The sequence below is a fragment of the Kitasatospora mediocidica KCTC 9733 genome (assembly GCF_000744225.1).
Lineage (GTDB): Bacteria > Actinomycetota > Actinomycetes > Streptomycetales > Streptomycetaceae > Kitasatospora > Kitasatospora mediocidica.
The window spans coordinates 220,841-243,264 of record NZ_JQLN01000007.1 but is presented as its reverse complement, the minus strand read 5'-3'; the positions used below and the strand labels follow the sequence as shown (position 1 = coordinate 243,264).

Annotated in this window: 20 protein-coding genes; 16 read left to right on the top strand and 4 right to left on the bottom strand. The window is 72.7% G+C overall.

What is annotated here, in order from left to right:
- The first annotated feature begins 250 nt into the window (after positions 1-250).
- Positions 251-1,651, top strand: coding sequence for a DUF2201 family putative metallopeptidase (locus BS80_RS31490; RefSeq protein ID WP_035804626.1), 1,401 nt, complete (start codon positions 251-253; stop codon positions 1,649-1,651).
- Complete coding sequence (locus BS80_RS31485; RefSeq protein ID WP_035804624.1) at positions 1,648-3,537, top strand: MoxR family ATPase; 1,890 nt, start codon at positions 1,648-1,650, stop codon at positions 3,535-3,537. The genes BS80_RS31490 and BS80_RS31485 overlap by 4 nt, the downstream gene beginning before the upstream one ends.
- A gap of 29 nt (positions 3,538-3,566) precedes the next feature.
- Here BS80_RS31485 and BS80_RS31480 read toward each other — a convergent pair whose 3' ends face one another.
- Positions 3,567-4,928 carry an SDR family NAD(P)-dependent oxidoreductase gene (locus BS80_RS31480; protein ID WP_051967699.1) on the bottom strand — a complete coding sequence of 454 codons (1,362 nt, stop codon included), beginning with the start codon at positions 4,926-4,928 and terminating at the stop codon, positions 3,567-3,569.
- 359 nt (positions 4,929-5,287) lie between these two features.
- On the bottom strand, positions 5,288-5,884 hold the full coding sequence (locus BS80_RS31470) for an HAD domain-containing protein (RefSeq protein ID WP_035804621.1): 597 nt from the start codon (positions 5,882-5,884) through the stop codon (positions 5,288-5,290).
- A 153-nt stretch (positions 5,885-6,037) separates the two neighbouring features.
- Between BS80_RS31470 and BS80_RS31465 the strand changes: the two genes are divergently transcribed.
- The 3 genes from BS80_RS31465 (at position 6,038) to BS80_RS31455 (ending at position 10,024) form a co-directional block, all read left to right on the top strand.
- Positions 6,038-6,949, top strand: coding sequence for an oxidoreductase (locus BS80_RS31465; RefSeq protein WP_035804620.1), 912 nt, complete (start codon positions 6,038-6,040; stop codon positions 6,947-6,949).
- 229 nt (positions 6,950-7,178) lie between these two features.
- On the top strand, positions 7,179-8,744 hold the full coding sequence (locus BS80_RS31460; RefSeq protein WP_232246727.1) for an APC family permease: 1,566 nt from the start codon (positions 7,179-7,181) through the stop codon (positions 8,742-8,744).
- Between the two features lie 35 nt (positions 8,745-8,779).
- On the top strand, positions 8,780-10,024 hold the full coding sequence (locus BS80_RS31455; protein ID WP_035804617.1) for a saccharopine dehydrogenase C-terminal domain-containing protein: 1,245 nt from the start codon (positions 8,780-8,782) through the stop codon (positions 10,022-10,024).
- Here the strand turns inward: BS80_RS31455 and BS80_RS31450 are convergent.
- Entirely contained in the window at positions 9,998-12,010 is a 2,013-nt protein-coding gene (locus BS80_RS31450; RefSeq protein WP_035804615.1) for a heavy metal translocating P-type ATPase, read from the bottom strand. The two genes, BS80_RS31455 and BS80_RS31450, sit on opposite strands and share 27 nt — an antisense overlap.
- A 123-nt stretch (positions 12,011-12,133) precedes the next feature.
- On the opposite strand from BS80_RS31450, the gene BS80_RS31445 reads away from it, so the two are divergent.
- From BS80_RS31445 to BS80_RS41295, 5 genes are all read left to right on the top strand, one after another.
- Complete coding sequence (locus BS80_RS31445) at positions 12,134-12,514, top strand: ArsR/SmtB family transcription factor (RefSeq protein ID WP_035804614.1); 381 nt, start codon at positions 12,134-12,136, stop codon at positions 12,512-12,514.
- A 113-nt stretch (positions 12,515-12,627) separates the two neighbouring features.
- The gene (locus BS80_RS31440) at positions 12,628-13,746 is read left to right on the top strand and encodes an NADH:flavin oxidoreductase (protein ID WP_035806412.1); all 1,119 of its coding nucleotides are present in this window, start codon (positions 12,628-12,630) and stop codon (positions 13,744-13,746) included.
- Between the two features lie 167 nt (positions 13,747-13,913).
- Positions 13,914-14,183, top strand: a complete 270-nt coding sequence (locus BS80_RS39975; RefSeq protein ID WP_083975602.1) for a hypothetical protein — start codon at positions 13,914-13,916, stop codon at positions 14,181-14,183.
- A gap of 518 nt (positions 14,184-14,701) precedes the next feature.
- Positions 14,702-15,370, top strand: coding sequence for a hypothetical protein (locus BS80_RS31430; RefSeq protein WP_051967465.1), 669 nt, complete (start codon positions 14,702-14,704; stop codon positions 15,368-15,370).
- Complete coding sequence (locus BS80_RS41295; protein WP_157536798.1) at positions 15,324-15,677, top strand: hypothetical protein; 354 nt, start codon at positions 15,324-15,326, stop codon at positions 15,675-15,677. Before BS80_RS31430 ends, BS80_RS41295 begins: the two co-directional genes overlap by 47 nt.
- Before the next feature lie 3 nt (positions 15,678-15,680).
- Here the strand turns inward: BS80_RS41295 and BS80_RS31425 are convergent, their stop codons facing one another.
- Positions 15,681-16,520, bottom strand: coding sequence for a methionyl-tRNA formyltransferase (locus BS80_RS31425; RefSeq protein WP_232246789.1), 840 nt, complete (start codon positions 16,518-16,520; stop codon positions 15,681-15,683).
- A 436-nt stretch (positions 16,521-16,956) separates the two neighbouring features.
- Between BS80_RS31425 and BS80_RS31420 the strand changes: the two genes are divergently transcribed.
- The 6 genes from BS80_RS31420 to BS80_RS31395 are packed head-to-tail and all read left to right on the top strand — an operon-like array spanning position 16,957 to position 22,424.
- Entirely contained in the window at positions 16,957-17,922 is a 966-nt protein-coding gene (locus BS80_RS31420) for a cytochrome P450 (RefSeq protein WP_051967464.1), read from the top strand.
- Positions 17,923-17,978: 56 nt separating this feature from the next.
- Positions 17,979-19,109, top strand: a complete 1,131-nt coding sequence (locus BS80_RS31415) for an acyl-CoA dehydrogenase family protein (protein WP_035804609.1) — start codon at positions 17,979-17,981, stop codon at positions 19,107-19,109.
- A 40-nt stretch (positions 19,110-19,149) separates the two neighbouring features.
- On the top strand, positions 19,150-20,409 hold the full coding sequence (locus BS80_RS31410) for a GNAT family N-acetyltransferase (protein WP_063772127.1): 1,260 nt from the start codon (positions 19,150-19,152) through the stop codon (positions 20,407-20,409).
- A complete protein-coding gene (locus BS80_RS31405) occupies positions 20,396-20,857 on the top strand; it encodes a type II toxin-antitoxin system RatA family toxin (protein ID WP_035804607.1) in 462 nt (153 codons plus the stop codon). Before BS80_RS31410 ends, BS80_RS31405 begins: the two co-directional genes overlap by 14 nt.
- Positions 20,854-22,113, top strand: coding sequence for an aspartate aminotransferase family protein (locus BS80_RS31400; protein WP_035804606.1), 1,260 nt, complete (start codon positions 20,854-20,856; stop codon positions 22,111-22,113). The genes BS80_RS31405 and BS80_RS31400 overlap by 4 nt, the downstream gene beginning before the upstream one ends.
- 56 nt (positions 22,114-22,169) lie before the next feature.
- The gene (locus BS80_RS31395; RefSeq protein ID WP_083975601.1) at positions 22,170-22,424 is read left to right on the top strand and encodes an acyl carrier protein; all 255 of its coding nucleotides are present in this window, start codon (positions 22,170-22,172) and stop codon (positions 22,422-22,424) included.

The following is a 22,424-nucleotide window of genomic DNA, read 5'->3' as shown; positions in this document are numbered from 1 at the left end:
CTGTTGAGAGCTTGACCTTTTGCCGAAGTGAGAACTTCTGCCGCGATGGCTGCCCCAGGGCAAGAGCCGGTAAATCCTGCGCCGCCGACACCGCACGGCCGCAAGGTCTGCGGTCTTGACGGATCCCTTGTGACCGCCCTTACCCGCCGAGGATGGCGCGATGCCTTCGCGCCGGCCTGGCGACCGCGCCTGAGCCGGTGTCAGTCCCGCCTGGTACCTATGAGGTGTCCGGACCGAAGGGAGAGCCGCCATGCCGTACGGCGCACCGACCACCCACGTGATCGACCTGACCGACCGCCAGGCGCTGCGCCAGTGGCGCCCGGCCGCCCCCGAGGTGCTGGCCGAGGCGCACCACCTCAAGGAGGCCGCGCTGTTGGACTTCGGCCTGACCGAGTCCGCCGTCGCCTCCTGGCTCTACACCAAGTGCCACCACCAGCTGGCCACCACCGCCATCGACACCGCCGCCGTGGTGGCCTCGGGGGACGGCAGCTGCCTGCTCCTCTACAACCCCGACTTCTTCGTCGCGATCGGCCTGCGCGGGGTCAAGTTCGTGCTCTTCCACGAGGCGCGGCACCTGATCCAGCGACACCTGCTGGTCGATCCCGAGCTGCGCGCCGACCCGGTGTTCAAGCTGGCCGCCGAGGTGACCATCAACCACGTCGCGCTGAGCAGGCTCGGCCAGGGCACCGAACTGCCCACCCGCGACGGCGAACCGGTCGGCATCGACCCGTACGAGATCCACCGGCTCTACCAAGCCGACCTCGCCGACCAGGGCCTGGCACCGGTCGACTACGCGGCCTTCGTCGACACCGACCAGAGCGTCTACAGCGAGCTCAGCCGGATGAGGAACCCACCGGTGCCGGCCGAGTACTGCCCGCACCTGGACGGCCACGGGCCGCCCGCCGACCAGGAGACGATCGACGCGGTCGGCTCGTCCGTGCTGCTCAACGCGCTGCTAGCGGCCCGGCGCGGCCATCGCGGCGCCGAACAGGAGCTGCTCGACCTGCTCCACCGCACCGAGGGCGCCTCCGAGCGGACGGCCGGGCTCTGGGGCCGGCTCGGGGCCGGGCTGCTGCGCGGAGGGATCACCCGCACCGGCCGGGTCGACTGGTGGCAGCGCTGGCTGGTGGACGTCCTGGCCGGCAAGCTCGGCGAGGGCGAGCGGTTGGTCTACCCCAGGAAACGCGGCGCGCTGCTCGCGGCGCTGGGCCATCCGCCGATGCTCTCGCGGCGCGGTCCGATCCGGCAGAAGGTGCTGGTCATCGCCTACGACACGTCCGGTTCGATGCCGGACTCGGTCATCGACTGGCTGACCGAGCTGGTCGGCCGGATCGACGGCGTCGAGGCGCACTGGCTCTCCTTCGACGCCGTCGTCATGCCGTTCCGTCCCGGTGAGCGGGTCCACGGCGGTGGCGGCACCAGTTTCCAGGCGGTGGTGGACTATGTCGAGGGCCGGTCCGTCGGGGGCGAGGGCCGGCGCTTCGAGGAGCGCCCGGACGCCGTCGTCGTGCTCACCGACGGCTACGCGCCGCCCGTCACCCCGGCCGAGCCCGACAAGTGGATCTGGCTGATCACCGACGGCGGCACCGACTGGCCCGACCACCACCACCCGCAGATGGCCTGCCATCGCGTCACCACAGGAGCGTCATGACCGGCACCGCCGCACCCGCCCGGCCCTGGCGGGCCACCGCGACCTACCCGGCCCCGCCCGAGGGCTGGACAGGTGCCTCGCGGCTGGAGTCGTTCATCGACGCGATGATCGCGCTGGGCCAGACCGGGCAGGTCTTCGGCGAGCACGGCATCGGCAAGACCTCCACCTTTCACGCGCACCTGGCCGCCGCCCGTCCGGACGTCCAGCTGGTCGTCGTCCCGGCGGCCAACCTCACCCCCGACGACCTGCTGGCCAACGCCCCGGTCCGGGACGAGGCGACGGGCGCACTGGTGCTGCGTCAGCTGGTGATGAGCCAGTTGCGGCCGGGGCGGCCGTTCGTGCTGCTGATCGACGACTCCCTGCAGGCCGGCGACACCATCCAGTCCCAGCTGATGCAGATCGCCTGCAACTGGACGCTCGGTGAGTACGACCTGCGGGCGCTCGGCTGCGTCGGGGTGTTCCTCGCCGACAACGAGTCGCTGGCCGAGACCAGCGCGCGGCGCAGCGACCTCGCCATCCTGGACCGGATGGTGACCATCAAGATCACCGCCAATGACACCGCCTGGCGTCAGGTGCTGGCCGCCCGCCACCCCGACTGGGACCTCAAGCCGGTCTTCGCCCTCTGGGCCTCGCTCACCCCGGCCGTCCGCGAGCTGCTCTCCCCGCGCACCCTGGAGCACGTTCTCGCCAATGCGCGCGAGGGGTTCCCGCTGATCTGGGGACTGCCGCTGGTCAACGGCGAGCGGCTGCGGCTGGCCGAGCCCGGTGCGTCCGGTGCGGCCGGTGTGTCCGGTGCGCCAGGCGTCGACCGGACGCACGAGATCCTGGACCGGATCGCCGACGCCATCGGCGTCCGCAACCCCGCCCGGATCGCCGATCCGGTGCGCCGGGTGCTGCGGGCCGCGCTGGCCAACCGTTGGGCCGTCCTGCTGCAGGGGCCGCCCGGCTGCGGAAAGACCGAAATGGTCCGGGAGTTGACCCGGGAGAGCCTGGGCCGCGAGCCGCTCTACTTCTCGATGCCGGTCACCAATGTCGAGGACCTCTGCGCGCCGGTCCCCACCCCCGACGGCACCTTGGAGAACCTCCTCGCCCTCAGCTTCACCGGCCCCGCACCGAAGGCGATCATCTGGGACGAGTACAACCGCCCCAAGGACAAGGCGGCCTTCGCCAAGCTGATGGAGATCACCCAGGAGTGGTCGATCGCCGGTCACCGGATCGAGGGCCTGCGCGCGCAGATCGCCCTGCAGAATCCGCCCTACCACCTGGGGCGCAAGCTGCTGGTCTCCCGCAACAACATCGCCCAGGCCACCCGCTTCACCGCCTCACTGGACGTCGACCCGGCCGACATCCCCGCCAACGAATGGCTGATAGCCCGCTACGGACCGGTCGCCGAGACGGTCCTGGAGTGGTGGAAGAACGACCTCGACGAGGAGGGTCGGGGCTGGATCACCAAGCGCACCATGGAACGCCTGATCAAGCTGCACCAGCACGACCTCCCGCTGCAGATGGGCACGGTCTACCTGGGGGACGGCGAGTACGCGCCCGTCTCGCTCACCGCGCTGACCGAGCGGCTGGCCGGCCGACCGGTGACCGGCCTCCAGGAGATCGCCGCCGACGTCGATGCCTGGGAGACCCGGTTGCAGCGGGCCGCCGAGCTGTCCAGCGAGGGCGGGAACGACACCGACCTCGTCCACCAGGCCATCGCCAACGCCGAGTTGTCGCAGCTGCGCCGGCACCGCGAGGCGGTGGCCCGGCTGGTCCGCCGGCTGCCGGCGAAGCTGCGCTCGACCTACCTGGTCGGTGCGACGGCGGAGCAGCAGCGTTTCTGGATCGAGCTCTTCGCCACGCTGCCCAAGGTGAAGGCGAAGGCCACCGCCAGCCGGTGACCCGCGGCGCGCTCTGGCCGTTCCGCCGCTCACCACGCCGCCTCCCGGTAGTCCTTGAGGAAGACCCCGGCCACCGGGTCGCCCGCCTCGCCGCGCACGATCGGGTCGTAGACGCGGGCGGCGCCGTCGACGATGTCCAGCGGGGTGCGGATCCCGCGTGCGGCGATCCGGGCCTTCTTCGGCGCCGGGTTCTCGTCGGTGATCCAACCGGTGTCGACCGCGCACATGTGCACGCCCTGCGCGGCGAGTTCGGCCGCGCTGGTGCGGGTGAGCATGTTCAGCGCGGCCTTGGCCATGTTGGTGTGCGGGTGTCCGGCGGTCTTGTTGCGCACGGTGAAGCGGCCCTCGACGGCGGTGACGTTGACGATGTAGCGGTTCGGGTGCGGCGCCGCCAGCAGCAGGGGCAACAGGCGGTCGCAGGGCAGCGCCGGGGCCAGCGCGTTGACCAGTTGGGTCTCCAGCACCTCGGCGGGGTCCAGCGTGCCGAGCCGGGCGGTCCAGGAGTTCTCGGCCGCGGTGTCCGGCAGCAGCCCGGCCTCGTCGGGGGCGTCCACCGCCGGGGCGACCTCGCCGGCCGGCCCGCCGGGGCCCAGCTCGGCGGCCGGCCAGGCGGCCGTCAGCGCGGGCATCGGGCGAAAGCCCGGCGCGTGCGAGACGGCGACCGCGCGCCGCGCGTCGGTGCCGGGCGGCAGCGGGGCGTGCTCGCCGGCGGCCAGCAGGGCGTAGGAGCCGGGCGGTCGGCGCAGCGTCTGGGCGGCGTTGTTGACCAGGATGTCGAGCGGCCGCCCCTCGGCGCGCAGGCTCTCGCAGAGCCCGAGCACCTGGCGCGGATCACGCAGGTCGATGCCGACCACGGTGAGCCGGTCCAGCCACCCCGCGCTGCCGGGCGCTGCCTGGAAGCGCCGGACCGTGTCGTGCGGGAAACGGCTGGTGACGATCAGTTCGACGCCGTCCCGGAGCATCATCAGAGCCAGCTGGAAACCTATCTTGACCCGCCCACCGGTGAGCAGCGCCCGGCGGCCCCGCAGGTCGGTGGAGAGCGCGCGGCGGGCGGCGTTGTCGCGTGCGCAGTCCGGGCAGAGCGCGTGGTAGAAGCTGTCCACCTGCCGGTAACTCGCCTTGCAGACATAGCAGCGACGCGGCCGGCGGAACTCGCCGACCGGCTCCGGAACGGCGGGCAGCGCGAGCGGCGCGTCCTCGCGGCGGGCCAGGTCCCCGGTGACGGTCGCAGCGGTCAGGGTGGCGTCCACGGCGCCGTCCACGGCGGCGAGTTCGGCCCGGCGGGTCTTGCGACGCCGGTGCCGCCCCTCCCGCACGAAGGCCTCGGCCACCCGCTCGGCCCGCAGCCGCGCCGGATGCTCCACCGGCAACTCGCGCAGCCGGCCGACCATCCGGGAGAAGGCGGCGAGTTCCTCGTCCGTCACCTCGACGTGCTGCACTGCCGCTCCCCGCGTACCGGCCTGCCCGGCCTGAGTGGTGGACCCGACCGCACTCGAACCGGCGCACCCACCCTGCGGAGGCGGCGCGCCTGCCGCTGCGCTACGGGGTCTTGACACCGCCCGGCAGTAACCCTCGCGACGCCGGACGTTCCCGGCATGCTAGCGGCCTCCCCGCGCAGGCCAGGCGGCGGGTCGTACCCCGACCGCCCCACATCGACCCGCCGCCGTCCCCAGCCGGCCGCCGCCGTCCCCAGCCGGCCGCCGCCGCGCCCGCCCGCCGCCGCGCCGCACGCGGGCAGCTTCGTGAGCCGCTATCCGCAGGCCGGGACGCCGGGCTCGGCGGCCTGCTCCTCGGCGAACCGGCGGAGCGCGGCGAAGTCCTCGGGCAGCAGGCCCAGTTTGGGGTCCACCCGGCGCAGCAGGGCGGGGCCGGGGTGATGGGCGCGCACCCAGGCGCGGTCGGCCTCGCCGATCTCGTCGTCGACCCAGGCGAATGGTCGGCCCGCCACCCACGCGACGATCTCGGGGGTCTTCCAGAACACCCCGACCTCCGGCGTCCGGCGGGGTACGGGCCAGGCGATGAAGGGGAGTTCGGGCAGCCCGAGGGCCGGGGACACGTACGCGTTGGCCTCCTCCTCCCAGGTGGTCGCCCAGACCAGGTCGAAGGGCAGCGCCAGCAGCGCGGGACCGTGGCCGGGGTTGAGCCAGACCCGCAACGGCCTCGGCCGGCTCTCCGGGATACCCCAGGCCGCGAGCCGCTGGCGCTCGGAGGCCACCCAACGGGGCGTCAGCAGGCGGTGGGTGCGGTAACCGTCGGGGCGGCGGTGGGGCTTCGCGCCGTACGGATTCAGCGGGCCGTCCACGTCCAGCAGGAGGAGCGGGCGCTGTGGGGGAGGGGCGGCGGTCATACCTGGAACGTACCGCGCACAATCCACCACTGGACGGCTTGCATGCCCAGCCACTATTCTGTCTCAGTGGCGACAACTGCAAGGCAAAGCCCACCACTTACTACTCTATCAGCTGACGACCCATCGTGCAAGCCCTCACGAAAGGCCTCTCCCATGACGAGCGCGCAGACGATCACCGCCGATGCCGCGGGCAGCTGGCGGCTCGGTGACCTCACCGTCCACCGGATGGGCTTCGGTGCGATGCGGCTCACCGGCAGTGGCGCCTTCGACCAGGGCACTCCGAGTGACCGGGGCAGGGTGATCGGGGTGCTGCGCCGGGCCGTTGAGCTCGGGGTGAACCACATCGACACCGCGGCCTTCTACTTCTCGTCGCTGCGCTCCGCCAACGAGTTGATCAACCGTGCGCTGGCGCCCTACCCCGACGACCTGGTCATCACCACCAAGGTCGGCCCCGGCCGGGGCCCGTCCGGGGAGTGGCTGCCCTGGGCGGCTCCGGAGCAGCTGCGCGGCCAGGTCGAGGAGAACCTGCGCCAGCTGGGCCGGGACCAGCTGGACGTGGTGAACCTGCGCTGGAGAGGGGCGGATTCGATCGCCGAGCACTTCGGTGCGCTGGCCGAACTGCGCGACGCCGGGCTGATCCGTCACCTGGGCCTGTCGAACGTCGGGTCCGGGCACCTCGCCGAGGCGCAGGCCATCGCACCGGTGGTCTGCGTCCAGAACCGTTACAGCCTCGACTCGCGGCGCCCGGGCGACGACGACCTGCTGCGGGTCTGCGGGGAGCAGGGCATCGCGTTCGTCCCCTTCTTCGCCATCGCCGGCGAGGGGCGCGAGGAGGGGGCGAGCCGCACCGAGGCCGACGAGGTCCTCGCCGTCGCCCGGGCGCACGGCGTGACGGCCGCGCAGGTCCGGCTGGCGTGGACGCTGCAGCGCGGGCCGCACGTGCTGGCGATCCCCGGCACCGGCAACCCGGACCACCTGGCCGACAACGTCGCGGCCGGCGCGCTGCGGCTCTCGCCGCAGGACCTGGACCGCCTGGAATCCCTCGGCCGGATGGTGGCGGCGTAGTCGGAGCTCCCGGCAGGCCGGTGCGGTCGGCGCCGGCCGTCCGGTAGCCGGTCACGGGAGCCAGTCAGGTGACAACGACGTCCCAGCCCTGGCAGAACCGGTCGGGTGCGCGGAAAATGGTGGCTCGTAGGGCCTGCCCGTGGTGTGCGCTGCCCAGGGCAGCTGTCCCGGGACAGAAGACGCCGTCGCCGGCCGGCCGGGGCGTCGTGCACGAGTGAGGTGGGTCCCTGTGTCGAATACCCCCGGTGATCGTGCGACCAGCACGGGAATGCTCGCTCCTGGGTCGGGCGCCGGCGAGAAGGGGCTCAAGACCGGCGCCCTGGGACTGTTCTCGTCGGTCGCCATCGGGCTGGCCTCCACCGCACCGGCGTACAGCCTGGCGGCCACCCTCGGGCTGATCGTGGTGGGCGTGGGCCTCCAGGCGCCGATCATCACGATCCTGGCGTTCATCCCGATGCTGCTGATCGCCTTCGCGTACAAGGAACTGAACGCCGCCGACCCGGACTGCGGCACCACCTTCACCTGGGCGGCGCGCGCCTTCGGGCCGCGCACCGGCTGGATGGGCGGCTGGGGCATCGTCATCGCCGACGTGATCGTCATGGCGAACCTCGCCCAGATCGCCGGCATCTACGGCTTCCGGCTGCTCGGCCTGGACTCGCTAGCCGGGAACAAGACCTGGACGACCATCGCCGGCGTGGTGTGGATCATCGTGATGACGGCGATCTGCTACGTCGGCATCGAGATCTCGGCCGCTCTCCAGCGCTGGCTGCTCTGCGTCGAGGTCGCCATGCTGCTGCTGCTCTCGATCACCGCCCTGGTCAAGGCCTACGGCAGCTCCGCGCCCGCCACCGCGATCCGGGTCTCGTGGTCCTGGTTCAACCCACTCAACGTCGCCTCGGCCAGCGCCCTGACCAGCGGCATCCTGGCTGCCGTCTTCATCTACTGGGGCTGGGACACGGCGGTGTCCGTCAACGAGGAGACCGCCGACAGCGCGCGGACGCCGGGCCGGGCGGCGGTCATCTCCACTGTCCTGCTGCTGATCATCTACGCCCTGGTCTCCACCTCGGCGCAGGCCTTCGCCGGCGTCGGCACCACCGGTATCGGCCTGGCCAACCCGGACAACTCCGGGGACGTGCTCTCCGGGCTGGGCAACGCGGTCTTCGGCAGCCAGGGCCTGGGGTGGTTCCTCACCAAACTGCTGATCTTCATGGTGCTGACCTCCTCCGCCGCTTCCACCCAGACCACCATCCTGCCGACGGCCCGCACCACCTTCTCGATGGCCGCGCACAAGGCCATCCCCGAGCAGTTCGCCCGGGTGCACCGCCGGTTCCTCACGCCCACCTGGTCCACCGTCGTGATGGGCGTCGCCTCGATCGCGTTCTACGTCCTGCTGACGCTGATCAGCAGCAACGTGCTGGCCGACTCGATCGCCTCGGTCGGCCTGGGCATCGCCTTCTACTACGGCCTGACCGGCTTCGCCTGCGTCTGGTACTTCCGCCGTCAGCTCACCCGCAGCTTCCGGGACTTCATGATCAAGGGCCTGCTGCCGGGGCTCGGCGGCCTGATCCTGCTCTACTTCTTCTGCTACGCCGCCTTCGACGTGTACGCCAAGCCCGACTACGGCACGACCTCGATCAACCTGCCGGTCTTCGGCGAGACCGGCGGGGTGACCGTGATCGGTATCGGCGCCCTGCTGCTCGGGGTGGTGCTGATGCTGGTCCAGTGGGCGGTGCAGGGATCCTGGTTCCGCCACCCGGACGTGCCGGTCAGTGCCGCCGCCCGGGACGAGCCGTGAGAGCGGAGAGCAGCGGCCGGGGAGCGGGAGCTGAGATGCGAATTCTCCTCGTCGGGGCGGGCGGTGTGGGCACCGCGGTGACCCGGATCGCGGCGCGCCGCGCGTTCTTCGAGCACTTCGTGGTCGCCGACTACGACCTCGCGCGCGCCGAGGCGGCGGTGGCCGCGCTGAGCGGCGGCCCGGGCGAGGGGCAGGGGAGCGGGGACGCCCGCTTCCGGGCGGTGCGGGTGGACGCCTCCGACCGGGCGGCCGTCACCCGGCTGCTGACCGAGCACCGGTGCGGCGTGCTGCTCAACGCCACCGACCCGCGTTTCGTGCTGCCGCTGTTCGAAGCGGCGCTGGCCGCCGACGCCGACTACCTCGACATGGCGATGTCGCTGTCCCGTCCGCACCCCGAGCGGCCCTACCGGGAGTGCGGCGTCAAGCTCGGCGACGCCCAGTTCGAGCAGTCCGTCCACTGGGAGCGGGCAGGCCGCCTGGCGCTGTGCGGGATGGGCGTCGAACCGGGGCTCTCGGACGTCTTCGCCCGCTATGCCGCCGACGAGCTCTTCGACGAGATCGAGGAGATCGGCGTGCGCGACGGCGCGGACCTCACGGTCGACGGCTACGACTTCGCCCCCTCGTTCAGCATCTGGACCACCATCGAGGAGTGCCTGAACCCTCCGGTGGTCTACGAGGCCGACCGGGGCTGGTACACCACCGAGCCGTTCAGCGAGCCGGAGGTCTTCGACTTCCCCGACGGGATCGGGCCGGTGGAGTGCGTCAACGTGGAGCACGAGGAGGTGCTGCTGGTGCCGCGCTGGGTGAAGGCGCGGCGGGTCACCTTCAAGTACGGGCTCGGCGCGGACTTCATCCAGGTGCTGAGGACCCTGCGGATGCTCGGCCTGGACCGCACCGAGCCGGTCGCGGTGTCCAGCAGCGCCGGGGTGGTCCAGGTCGCTCCGCGCGACCTGGTCGCCGCCTGCCTGCCGGACCCCGCCACACTGGGTGACCGGATGCGCGGCCGGACCTGCGCCGGCACCTGGGTGAAGGGGACCAGGGACGGCCGGCCACGCGAGGTGTACCTCTACCACGTGGTCGACAACCAGTGGTCCATGCGGGAGTACGGCTCGCAGGCCGTGGTGTGGCAGACCGCGATCAATCCGGTGATCGCCCTGGAACTGCTCGCCACCGGCGCCTGGTCGGGCTCCGGTGTGCTCGGCCCCGAGGCGTTCGCGCCCAAGCCGTTCCTGGAGCTGTTGACCGCCTACGGCTCACCCTGGGGCATCCGCGAGGAGTGAAGCGGGACGGCTGTCGCGGGTGCTCGCGGCGCGGGCCCGCCGCCAGGCCGCGTCGCGCAGCAGGCGCAGGCCGTTGAGGCCGACGATGACGGTCGAGCCCTCGTGGCCGAGGACGCCGAGCGGCAGCGGCAGATGCCCGGCCAGGTCCCAGACCACCAGGCCGGAGATGAACACCGAGGCGATCACCAGGTTCTGCACCACCAGCCTCCGGGCCGCCCGGGAGAGCGCCACCACGGTGGGCACGGTGGCGAGTTCGTCGCGCACGACGACGGCGTCGGCGGTCTCCAGGGCGAGGTCCGAGCCGGCCCGGCCCATCGCGACGCCGGTGTGGGCGGCGGCGAGCGCGGGTGCGTCGTTCACGCCGTCGCCGATCACCAGCACGCGGCGCCCGGCCCGCTCCCGCTCCCGGACGGCGCCCACCTTGTCCTGCGGCAGCAGGCCGGCGCGGACGTCGGTGATGCCGACCTCGGCCGCGAGCCGGGCGGCGGCGCGCGGATTGTCGCCGGTGACCAGCATCGGCGTGGTGCCGGTCAGGACGGTCAGCGCGGCCACGGTCTCGGCGGCGTCCGGACGCAGGCGGTCGGCGATGCCGAGCAGGCCGAGCGCGCTCCCGTCCTGGGTGACCAGCACGGCGGTGCGCCCGCCGCGCTCCAACTCCTCGGCGACGGCTGCCGCCTGAGCGGGCAGCGGGCCCAGCCGGTCCGGCGCGCCGACGGCGATCACGGCGCCGCGGACGGTGGCGGTGACCCCGACGCCGGGGGTGGAGGCGAAATCCGACGCCGCCGGGACGACCAGGCCGCGCTCACGGGCGGCGCCCACGACGGCCCGGGCCAGCGGGTGTTCGCTGGCGTGCTCGGCGGCTGCCGCCAGCGCGAGCAGCTCGTCGGCCGACGGCCCGCCGCCCGTCAGCGGGCGGACGTCGGTGATCCGCGGGGTGCCCTCGGTCAGCGTGCCGGTCTTGTCCAGCGCGACGGCGTCGACCTGTCCGAGGCGTTCCATCACGACGGCGGACTTCACCAGCACGCCGTGCCGTCCGGCGTTGGCGATCGCCGACAGCAGCGGGGGCATGGTGGCCAGCACCACGGCGCACGGGGACGCGACGATCATGAACGTCATGGCCCGCAGCAGCGAGCCGGTCACAGCGGCGCCGAACGCGAGCGGGACCAGGAAGACGGCCAGGGTGGCGACGACCATGCCCAGCGAGTACCGCTGCTCGACCTTCTCGATGAACAGCTGGGTGGGCGCCTTGGTCTGCGACGCCTCCTCGACCATCGCGACGATCCGGGCGATCACCGAATCGCCGGGATCCCGTTCCACCACGACCCGCAGGGCGCCGGTGCCGTTCAGGGTGCCGGCGAAGACCTCGTCCCCGGCCTGCTTGGCGACCGGCAGCGGTTCGCCGGTGATGGTGGCCTGGTCGACCTCGCTCGCGCCGTCCAGCACGCGTCCGTCGGCGCCCACCCGCTCGCCGGGCCGGATCAGCAGGACGTCGCCGACCGCCAGCGCCTCGGTGGGGACCGTCTCCTCACCGCCGTCGGCCGGCAGGCGGGTGGCGGTGGCGGGTGCGAGGTCGAGCAGGCCGCGCACCGAGTCCTGGGTGCGGGCGGTGGCCAGCGCCTCCAGCGCGCCCGAGGTGGCGAAGATGACGATCAGCAGGGCGCCGTCGGTCAGTTGGCCGATCGAGGCGGCGCCGATCGCGGCGACGATCATCAGCAGGTCCACGTCGAGGGTCTTCTCGCGCAGCGCCCGCAGACCGGCCCAGGCCGGTTCCCAGCCGCCCGTCACGCAGGCGAGGGCGTAGAGCGAGACCGCCGTCCAGCCGGGCGCGCCGGTGAGGTGCAGCGTCAGCGCGAGCACGAACGCGACGGTGGCGGCCGCGGCCCAGCGGGCCTCGGCCAGCGCGAGGACGCGGGTGCGACGCCGCGGAGCGGACCCGGCGCGCGGGGCGGCCGGGGGCGCCGGGCGGGTGGTGAGGGTGGAGGGCATGGCGGGGTGTTCCTTCGCGCAGGCGGGGGAGGGCACGCACGACGGTGGACCGGTGCGACGCGGTGCATCCACCATACAGGAACACATGAACAGGCCTTCATGTGTCATCGGTAGGATGGTCGCATGGGTCACGGAGTCGTCACCACCGCCGAGAACAGCGCGCCGCGCACCCGCATCGACGCGGACAACGCCGCCAAGGTCGCCACCACCCTGCAGGCCCTCGCCACCCCCTCCCGGCTGCTGATCCTCGCCCGACTGCGCGAAGGCCCGCTGCCCGCCACCGAACTGGCCGCGGCCGTCGGCATGGAGCAGTCCGCCTGCTCGCACCAGCTGCGACTGCTGCGCAATCTCGGCCTGGTGGTCGGCGAGCGCCGCGGCCGCTCGGTGGTGTACGCGCTGTACGACCACCATGTCGCCGAGCTCCTCGACCAGGCCGCGTACCACGTCGAGCACCTGCGACTGGGCATGACCGACGCGGCCGACGGCGCACTCGCCGGCGACTGAGCGCCTCCGCGGCCCGTGCCGGGAATCGGCGGGGCGCTCTGTGGAGTTGCCGCAGGTGGGCCGTGCCGTTCCGAGACGCGGTCCACTGTCGACGACCGAAGGTGGATGTCTTGATCCCCGGCAGCTCAGCCCCGCGTGCCTCAGCCATACTCGCCCGTCCCTACTCCCTGGGAAGCCTGACCGTCCGCAACCGGATCGCGATGGCGCCGATGACCCGCGAGTTCTCGCCCGGCGGGATCCCCGGCGCCGACGTGGCGCAGTACTACGCCCGGCGCGCGGCCGCCGGGGTGGGCCTGATCATCACCGAGGGCACCTACGTCAACCACGCCTCGGCGGGCACCAGTGACGCCGTCCCGCACTTCCACGGTGAGGACGCGCTCGCGGGCTGGGCCGGCGTCGCCGAGGCCGTGCACCAGGCCGGCGGCGCGATCGTCCCGCAGCTCTGGCACGTCGGGATGGCACGCTCCGCCGGCGCTCCGCCGGTGGTGGACGCCCCCCGGGTCGGCCCGTCCGGAGTCCCGGTGCTCGGGTCGGACCCGGGGCAGGCGATGACCGCCGAGGACCTGGACGACGTGATCGCCGCCTTCGCCGCCGCCGCCGGCGCGGCCGAGGCGCGTGGTTTCGACGGCATCGAACTGCACGGCGCCCACGGCTACCTGATCGACCAGTTCCTCTGGGCCCACACCAACCGGCGCACCGACGGCTACGGAGGCGACCTCGTCTCCCGCACCAGGTTCGCCGCCGAGATCGTGGCCGCCTGCCGCAGCGCCGTGTCGGCCGACTTCCCGATCATCTTCCGGATGTCCCAGTGGAAGATGGGTGACTACCGGGCCCGGATCGCCGAGTCGCCGCAGGAGCTCGAAGCCATCCTCACCCCGCTCGCCGAGGCCGGCGCCGACGCCTTCCACTGCTCCACCCGCCGGTACTGGCTGCCGGAGTTCGAGGGCTCCGACCTCAACCTGGCGGGCTGGGCGAAGAAGCTCTCGGGCAAGGCCACGATCAGCGTCGGGTCGGTCGGCCTCGACAGCGAGTTCACCAAGTCGTTCCGCGGCGAGGGCGGCGGCGTCGCGGACATCGACGCCCTGCTGGACCGCCTGGAGCGTGACGAGTTCGACCTCGTCGCGGTCGGCCGTGCCCTGCTGGCGGACCCCGAGTGGGCCGCGAAGATCCTCCAGGGCCGCACGGAGGAGCTCACCGCCTTCGACGCGGCGGCGATGAGCACCCTGCACTGACGCGTGGCCGGAGCGGGAATCCCGACTGCTTGATGTGGACCAGGGAATTCCGATTATGCAGATTAAAATTCCGTGCGAAATGTGTCACTAACGGTCGCCCCCTTGGCGTGATTTCCCTGCTGCGATATCTTTTGTGGCCGGATTTTCTTTCACTTTCAGGGGGGCGAGTGGACGCCAAGTGGGAACCCGATCCATCGGCATCCTTCGTGCGACGGCTGGGCAAATCGTCACACGAACTCGGTCAGACGTCCGGGAACTCCAGCTGCCCGGACATCTGGGAACTGGACAACGGGGACATCGCGGTCATCGGCCGCGAGCTCACCGCATCGTACGAGGGCAGGCTTCCGGACGGGGTGAGCGTGGATCCCGGTGAGCGCCTGGTGGTCATTCCCCGGGCGACCATCATCGCCGCGAAGCCGGACATTCCCCATGAATGACCTGCTCGCGGGGGCGACGGGCGAGCGTATGGAGCTGGATGCCTATTACGTGGACTTCGAGTGCAATTTCTGGAGTATCACCGACCTCGGCTTCTGGAAGATGGAGCGTGGTCAAACCTTCAGGGAACCGGGATACGACAGCTGGACGGCATTCGCCGAAGGGCGCTGGGACGAATCGCTGAGGCTGCTGGAGGCCGGGCGCGCGGAGATGGAGAGCTACCACCGGCGCATCGAGGCGGCGGACCAGGCGTTTTCCGTGACGCCACGTCAACTTCCGGTTGCCGGTCGGCACTTCGTCAACCGCAGCGGCGAGATCGGGCATCTGAACAGCATCGCCGCCCCCGACCGGGAGGCGGCGCCGGTGGTCGCCGTGGCACTCGTCACCGGCACGGCTGGGGTGGGCAAGACCTCGCTGGCGCTGCACTGGGCACACAGCGTGCGTCGATGGTTCCCGGCCGGCGCCGCTGTACGTCAATCTCCGAGGGCACGACTCGGCCGCTCCGGTCGCACCGGAGCAGGTGCTCGACCGCTTCCTGCGGGACCTGGGCGTTCCCGCCGTCGCCGTGCCGGTCGGCGCCGACGACCGGGCCTCGCTCTACCGCTCGATCATGGCCGACCGCCGGATGCTGGTCGTGCTCGACAACGCCGCGACGGCCGCCCAGGTGCGCCCGCTGCTCCCCGGGACGGCCGGCGCCCTCGTCCTGGTGACCAGCCGGAACAGTCTCTCCGGCCTGGTCGCCCGGGAGGGTGCGCTCCGGCTGGAGCTGAGGAGGTTTCCGGAGAGCGACGCCGTCCGGCTGCTGCGCGTCGTGACGGCGGACTACCGGACCCATGACGATCCTGACGAGCTGACGGAGCTGGCGCGGCTGTGTGCGCAGTTGCCGCTCGCGCTGCGGATAGCCGCCGAGAGGGCCGCCGGCCGACCGCGGATGCTGCTCGCGGAGTTGATCGAGGACCTGAAGGACGAGTCGGTGCGCTGGGACGTCCTGACGGCGGAGGCCGAGGAGGAGGCGGACGCGATGAGCAGCGTGTTCGCCTGGTCGTACCGGGCGCTGCCCGAGGCCGCGGCCAGGCTGTTCAGACTCCTGGGCCTGCACCCCGGGAACGAGTTCGGCCTGCCGGCCGCCGCCGCTCGACGCGCTGGCCCTGTGCCGGCGGGCGGCGTCCGTCCAGCGGCGGCTCGGTGACCGCAGTCGTACGGCCACCGCGCTGGACCGGGCGGGGGAGGCATGCCGGGATCTCGGCAGGTTCGGTGAGGCGGCGGACCTGCACCGGGAGGCCGCCGGGATCCACCGGGAGCTCGACGACCGCTGGCAACTGGCCGGCGCGCTGGGGAATCTGGCGCTCTGCCTGGACGCCGACGGCGCGGCCGAGCGGGCCGGGAAGCACTGGGCGGACGCGCTCGGGTTGCTGGCGGGTTTCGACGATCCACAGGCGCTCGCGTTGCGACGGCGGATTGCGTGGCGGCTCGGGCGGCTGCCCGGGGACGGGTGAGGGTCAGGGGGCCTGCGGGGGCGCCGACTCGGTGATCCAGATCGGGCCGTCGGCGCATTCCAGCCGGATTCCGCTGCCCGGGGAGGTCCGGGTGCGCAGCACCGTGAGGGCGGCCGTCGATCTCGGCGACGGGGCCGAGGTCCGGGCCCATGAAGCGGAAGGTGCGGACCTGGTTGTGCACCTCCGCGACGGTCCTGGTGGTGTCGACGGTGAAGAACTCCGGTTCCAGCAGGCCGGCGTGGCTGGCCGAGGCTCGTCCTGCGGCTCGCCGGGGTCTCCGTCGGCGACGCGCTGCAGGGCGTCGGCCAGCAGGCCGCGGATGACCGGTCCGAGGTGTGGCCAGAGCCGGTCCGGGGTGACGTCGTCCTCGATCGGGATGCCGCCCCGGCGGGCGATGACCGGGCCGGTGTCGAAGGTCTCGTCCATCCGGTGGACCGTCACGCCGAGGTGACTGTCGCCGTTGCGGATCGCCCACAGCACCGGCGCCGGGCCGCGGTATTGCGGCAGCAGGGAGCTGTGGATGTTGAGGACGCCGAGCCGGGGGATCCGCAGGACCGAGGGCGGCAGCCGCCAGGAGAATCCGTAGACCACCAGGAGGTCCAGGCGGTATCCGGGGAGGGCGTCCGCCAGTCCTTCGGAGCTGCCGGGGAGCAGTAGGTCGATTCCGGCGGGAATGGCCCGCAGGAGCTGTCCGGCGACGGTCGCGGAATAGGCGTCGGTGGGTGTTCTCGGGCGCATCGAACGGCAGTAGACGTGGACGACGGGATCGTGCCCCTGCTCCGAACAGGTCGTATGGAGGGCCTCGAACTCGCGAGGGCCGAAAGACACCAAGCCGATGCGCATCGCGTTTGCCACGGACGGAACCGTAGCAGCCGCACGGGGGCGGGTGTGGGGCGATGGTGGTACTGGGGGCGGGGGGTCGGTGGCACTGCGCGCAGGGAGATCATGGTCGTATGGAATGAATTTGGGCCCCCAGGAAACGGTGTCGTGTGTATAAGGAATTTCGGGTACGCTGCCTGGCATGGTGGATAGCGAGTCGATTCTCTTTTCGATTTTCACCGCGGAGGGCAGGGAGAATCCTTATCCGTCGTTGGCCGAGCTCCGGCGGGCTGATCCGATTTACTACAATGCGACTGTCGGGACGTATTTTCTGACGAGATATGCCGACTGTCAGGCAGTTCTCACCAGCGCCGACTTCCTGGCGCCCGATCTCGAGTGGTGTGCGCGGGAGGTCGTCGACTGGCGGGAGCATCCGGCGGCGGCGTTCTTCTACGCGTCGATGCTCGGCAGCAACGGGGAGCGGCACGAGCGGTTGCGGCGGTTGGTGGCCGCCGGGTTCAGTGCGCGGCGGGTGGCCGGGCTGCGGGGGGCGGTGGAGAAGGTCAGCGGGGAGTTGCTGGACGGGTTCGCCGATGAGCTCTCGGGTGGGGGGACGGCCGATTTCCAGGAGCTGGTGGGGTCTCCGCTGCCGGTGGCGGTGGTGGGTGAGCTGATCGGGGTGCCGCGCGAGGAGCAGGGACAGTTCCGGGAGCTGGGGAAGGAGGCCAGCCGGTTGCTGGAGCCGGTGCGTTCGGCCGAGGACTGGGCGCGGGCGGACCGGGCGGTGGTGGCGCTGCGGGAGTACTTCGGCGCGCTGCTGCGCGAGCGGCGGGCGCGTCCGGCCGACGACCTCGCCTCGACGCTGCTCCAGATGCGTGACGCCGACGACAGCCGGCTGACCGAGCGGGAGTTGGTCGACACCCTGCTGCTGGTGTTCGTCGCCGGGTTCGAGACCGTGACGGGCATGCTCGGGCTGACGGTCTTCGCGCTGCTGACCCACCCCGGACAGGCGGCGCTGGTACGGGCCGAACCGGCGCTGGTGCCGGCAGCCGTCGAGGAGTCACTGCGCTGGGACGCTCCCGCGCTGATGACGGAGCGGATCACGGCGCGGCCGGTGCGGGTCGGGGGCCTGGCGATCCCGGAGGGGGCGAGCGTGACCACCGTGCTGGGCGCGGCGAACCGCGACCCTGAGCGGCACCCCGAGCCGGACGTGTTCAGCGTGCGGCGGGCGGACGTCAAGCCGCTGAGCTTCAGCGCCGGGGCGCACCACTGCCTCGGCGCCGCGCTGGCCCGGATGGAGGGCGCCGTGCTGATCGGGCAGCTGCTGGAGCGGTTCCCGGATCTCGGGCAGGCCGGGCGGCCGGTGCGGCGCGCCAGCATCACGCTGCGCTCGTTCGACGAACTGCCGCTGGCGCGCACCGGCTAGGGCACGCGGCGAGGTGAGCCGGCGCCACTGTTCTGCTGTTCTTCGAAGGGACTGCCGTGAACTTCCTGCATTGCGAACGGGCCACGCTGGAGGCCCTCATGCCCGGGCTGGACGACGCGCTCGCCCGGTACCCGCTGGAGGAGTTGGAGCGGGCGCCGAGCCCGGCGATCCGCGAGTTCCGCGAGGCCGGCGGCCCCGCGCTGCTGGTGCCCGCGCAGAACGCCGGAGCAGGGGCGACCCCGTTGCAGGCGGTCCGGGTGCAGCGGGCCGTCGGGGCGCGCTGCCCGTCGCTGGCGGTGGCCACCACCATGCACCACTTCTCGATCGCGGGCCTGGTGCAGGCCGCGACGTACGGAAGCGGCCTGGAGGGGATGCTGCTGGAGGCGATCGCGAAGGACGGGATGCTGCTGGCCTCCGGGTTCGCCGAGGGCAACACCGGTCAGAACATCCTGCGCCCGCACATCACCGCCCAGCGGCGCGGCGACCGGATCGTGCTCAACGGCAGCAAGATGCCCTGCAGCCTGGCGCGTTCGATGGACCTGCTGACGGCGTCCGTGGCGCTGACCGACGAGCAGGGCGTGGACCGGCTGGCCGTCGCGCTGGTCCCGGCCAAGGCGCCGGGCGTCGAGGTGCGGCCGTTCTGGCGGACGCCGATCCTGGCCGGCGCGGAGAGCGACGAGGTGGTCCTCACCGACGTCGAGATCGACCCGCAGATGCTGGTGCTCACCGACGTCACCGCCGACGCGGTGCCCGACGCCCTGAACGTGGCCGGGTTCCTCTGGTTCGAACTGCTGCTGACGGCGGGCTACCTGGGGGTGGCCAGCGCGCTCGTCGAGCGGGTGCTGAGCCGGCCGGGCGGCGGTGGTGACGATCCGACGCCGTACACGGTGGACGTCGAGGCCGCGATGCTCGCCGTGGAGGCGGTCGCCCGCGCGATGGAGGGCGAGGAGTGGAGCGACACCCTGCTCGTCGCCGCCCTGACGGCGCGGTACGCGGCGCAGGACGCGATCGCCCGCACCAGCCGGCGCTGTCTGGCCGCGCTCGGCGGCATGGCGTTCATCAGCTCGCCGGAGGGCAGTTACCTGGCCGCGGCGGCCGCCGGCCTCACCTTCCACCCGCCGTCCCGCAACCGGATGGCCGGTCCGCTGCGGGACTTCCTGGACGGCCGTCCGCTGCGGATCGGCTGAGCCCGGTGACCCCGACGACGATGGTGAGGAGGTGGCACCCGTGACGCCCGTGGCCCCCGTGAGCTCCGGGTACCGCGTCGAGGTGCTGCCCGGCGTCGAGTCGCTGCCCGCCGCGCTGTGGGAGCGCCTGGTGCCCCGCGACGACCCGATGTGGTCGCGCGCGCTCTTCCGCGCGATGGAGCGCGGCCGGATCGGGCCGGACGGCTTCGCCTACCTGCTGCTGTGGCACGGCGCCGAGGCGGTGGCGGTGCTGCCGCTCTGCCTGTTCCGGCGGCTGCGGCTGGACGAGATCGTCGGCCCGCGTGAGCGGCGGCTGCTGGCGCCGGTGCGCCGGCTGTTCCCGCGCCTGCTGCGGGTGCCGATGCTGTTCTGCGGGAACCTGCTGGGCCAGGGCCATCTGGCGGCCGCCGGGCCGCTCCCGGCGCAGGCCGCCCGCCTGCTGGTCGCGGAGGTCGTCGCCTTCGCGCGCCGGGAACGGCTGGGCACGGTGGTGTTCAAGGACTTCGCCCCCGCCGAGCTGGACCCGCTGCGCGCGGCCCTGGAGGGCGCCGGTTTCTTCCTCCTGCGGAGCCTGCCCGACACCGAACTGCGGCTCGGGCAGGCCTCGTTCGAGGAGTACCTGGCCGCGCTCCCGGCCAAGGCGCGGCGCAACGCGCGGAGCAAGATCCGCACGTTCGAGGCGTGGCCCGGGCTGCGGACCGAGGTGCTCGACGACTTCGGGCACCTGCTGCCGCAGGTCCTGGACCTCTACCGGCAGGTGATGGACCGCGCCGACCAGCGGCTGGACGTGCTCGACGCCTCGTTCCTGGACGCCGTGCACGGCGAGGCCGGCGCGCACCGGCGCCTCGTCGGCTGCTTCGAGGGCGACCGGCTGGTCGCGTTCCTGCTCTGCTTCTTCGCCGGGCAGGGCGCCACCGGAGCCCGGATCGGCCTGGACTACCGGATCGCCCACGAGGCCCGGCTCTACCACAACGTGCACTACGCGGCGATCCGGCTGGCCATCGCCTCCGGCTGCCGCCACATCCGCTTCGCCCAGACCGCCTACCAACCGAAGCTGGAACTCGGCTGCGAACTGGTCGAGCAGTGGCACGCGATGACGCACCTGCGTCCGCTGCCCCGCGCGCTGCTGCGGCGACTGCTCCCGCCGGCCCTGGCGACGGCGCTGGCCGCCGCCCTGGGCCCGCACGCTCCGGCGTCCGCCGCCGCGGCGCCGTCGTCCGTACCCTCCGCCGACGCGGCGCCCCCGCCCGGACCGTCCGTCGGACCCGATGACGAAAGGCTCACCCGTGCCACGCGTTGAAGTGGATCTGCCCATCGCCGTCCCGCCCGACGTCGCCTGGGCGGCGGTGGTGGACGTGGAGAGCTACCAGCGGTGCATGGAGAGCGTCGACTCGGTCGTGATCACCGACCGGGCCGACGACCGGCACCGCACCACCGCGTGGTCGGTGCGGCTCAAGGGCTCGGTCCTGTGCTGGACCGAGGACGAGGTGATCGACCCGGCGGCCCGGCGGTTCGACTTCTGCCAGACCAGCGGCGACCTCGGCGAGTTCCTCGGCCACTGGGCGGTCGTCCCGACGGCGGACGGCGGTTGCGTCGTCTCGCTGCACGTCGACTTCGACATCGGCATCCCGCTGCTCGCGGAGATGCTCAACTCGGTGGCCGCGGACGCCCTGCGGGAGAACGCCGAGCAGATGCTCCAGGCGCTCCAGGCGCGGCTGACGGCCGTGCCGCAGGGAGTCGCCCGGTGACCGCCGGGCCCGTGACGGCGGTGGACGACGCCGCCGAGGCCTTCGAGCGGCTGCGGCGCCACCTCTCGCCGAAGCTCGCGCTGACCGGCAGCTTCGCCGGACGCGGAGCCGTCGAGGCGTCCGGCGAGGGCTGCCGGGTGATGCTGTCCGACGGTCGTTCGGTGCTGGACTTCGGCTCGTACGCCGTCACGCTGCTCGGCCACCGCCACCCGGAGGTAGTGGCGGCGGTCCGCCACCAGCTCGACACCATGCCCACCTCCACCCGCAGCCTGGCCAACCCGGTGGCCGCCCGGGCCGCCGCCCGCCTCGCCGGGTACCTGGGCGACGTGCTGCCGAAGGTCTACTTCGGGCTCAACGGCGCCGACGTGGTGGAGGTGGCGGTCAAGCTGGCCCGGCTCGCCAGTGGGCGCCCCCGGGTGATCGCCGTGCGCGGCGGCTTCCACGGCAAGTCCCTGGGCGCCCTCGCGCTGACCCACAGTCCGCTCTACCGGGTGGGGCTGCGGGGCTGCGCCGTGGACGTCGTCCACGTGGACCCGGCGGACCCTGCGGCGGTGCTGCGCGAGCTGGCCGGCGGGGACGTGGCCGCGCTCGTCTTCGAACCGGTGCAGGGCGAGAACGGTGCCGCCGCGCTGCCCCTGGACGTGCTGCGGCGCTGGAGCGAGGACGCCGCCCGGCAGGGCGCGTTCGTGATCGCCGACGAGATCCAGTGCGGGCTGCGCCGGTGCGGGGAGCGGTCGGTCGCGCTGGCCGAGGGACTGCCGGTCGACGCGGTGCTGCTCGGCAAGCCGCTGGGCGGCGGGGTGGTGCCACTGTCGGCACTGGTCTGCTCCGAGCGGTTGTACGCCCCGCTGGCCGCCGACCCGTTCCTGCACTCCGCCACCTTCGGCGGCCATCCGCTGAGTTGCGCGGCGCTGCCCGCCGCGCTCGACGCGATCGAGCACCTGGCCGGGCACGGGCGGATGCTGAGCGATCAGCTGGCCGCCGAACTGGAGCTGCTCCGGCGGCGGCACCCCGGCGTGGTGGCCGAGCTGCGCGGCCGGGGGCTGCTGCGCGGGATCGACTTCACCAGCCCGCGGGCCGCCGGCGCGGTGGTGGTCGAACTGGCCGCCGCGGGCCTGCTGGTGTCGCCCTGCCTGGGCCGGCCGACCACCGTGCGCCTGCTGCCCCCGCTGGTGAGCACCGAGGCGGACGTCGCCGAGGCGGTCGAGATCCTCGACTCGGCCGTGGCGGTGGCCGAGCGGACCGCCGGCGGTTGACCGCCGCTCCCCGAACCTGCGCAGGCCCCCAGCCACATTCGGAAGGAATGACGGACATGCCCACTCGTGAGGAACTGGCCCTGGTGGTCAGGACGGCCATCTCGGACGTGCTCGGCACCGAGGTCGAGGAGGTCCGGGAGCAGACCAGCCTGCTGGTCGACTACGGCATCGACAGTCTGGAACTGATGGAGATCGGCGCCCGGTTGGAACGGGCCCTGGCGCTGCGGATCGCGGTGGAGGACCTGACCGGCGCGCAGAGCGTCGGCCACGCCATCGACCTGCTCGAAGCCCGTACGGCCGGGCAGCCGTGA

Bases quoted from the DNA above. Each gene is read 5' to 3' on its own strand.
- BS80_RS31420 (WP_051967464.1), top strand. From the start codon at position 16,957: ATGCTCGGCAGCAACGGGGAGCGGCACGAGCGGTTGCGGCGGTTGGTG.
- BS80_RS31450 (WP_035804615.1), bottom strand. From the start codon at position 12,010: ATGCCCTCCACCCTCACCACCCGCCCGGCGCCCCCGGCCGCCCCGCGC.
- BS80_RS31465 (WP_035804620.1), top strand. From the start codon at position 6,038: ATGACGAGCGCGCAGACGATCACCGCCGATGCCGCGGGCAGCTGGCGG.
- BS80_RS31425 (WP_232246789.1), bottom strand. From the start codon at position 16,520: ATGCGCATCGGCTTGGTGTCTTTCGGCCCTCGCGAGTTCGAGGCCCTC.
- BS80_RS31445 (WP_035804614.1), top strand. From the start codon at position 12,134: ATGGGTCACGGAGTCGTCACCACCGCCGAGAACAGCGCGCCGCGCACC.
- BS80_RS31480 (WP_051967699.1), bottom strand. From the start codon at position 4,928: ATGGTCGGCCGGCTGCGCGAGTTGCCGGTGGAGCATCCGGCGCGGCTG.
- BS80_RS31395 (WP_083975601.1), top strand. From the start codon at position 22,170: ATGCCCACTCGTGAGGAACTGGCCCTGGTGGTCAGGACGGCCATCTCG.
- BS80_RS31490 (WP_035804626.1), top strand. From the start codon at position 251: ATGCCGTACGGCGCACCGACCACCCACGTGATCGACCTGACCGACCGC.
- BS80_RS31470 (WP_035804621.1), bottom strand. From the start codon at position 5,884: ATGACCGCCGCCCCTCCCCCACAGCGCCCGCTCCTCCTGCTGGACGTG.
- BS80_RS31455 (WP_035804617.1), top strand. From the start codon at position 8,780: ATGCGAATTCTCCTCGTCGGGGCGGGCGGTGTGGGCACCGCGGTGACC.
- BS80_RS31485 (WP_035804624.1), top strand. From the start codon at position 1,648: ATGACCGGCACCGCCGCACCCGCCCGGCCCTGGCGGGCCACCGCGACC.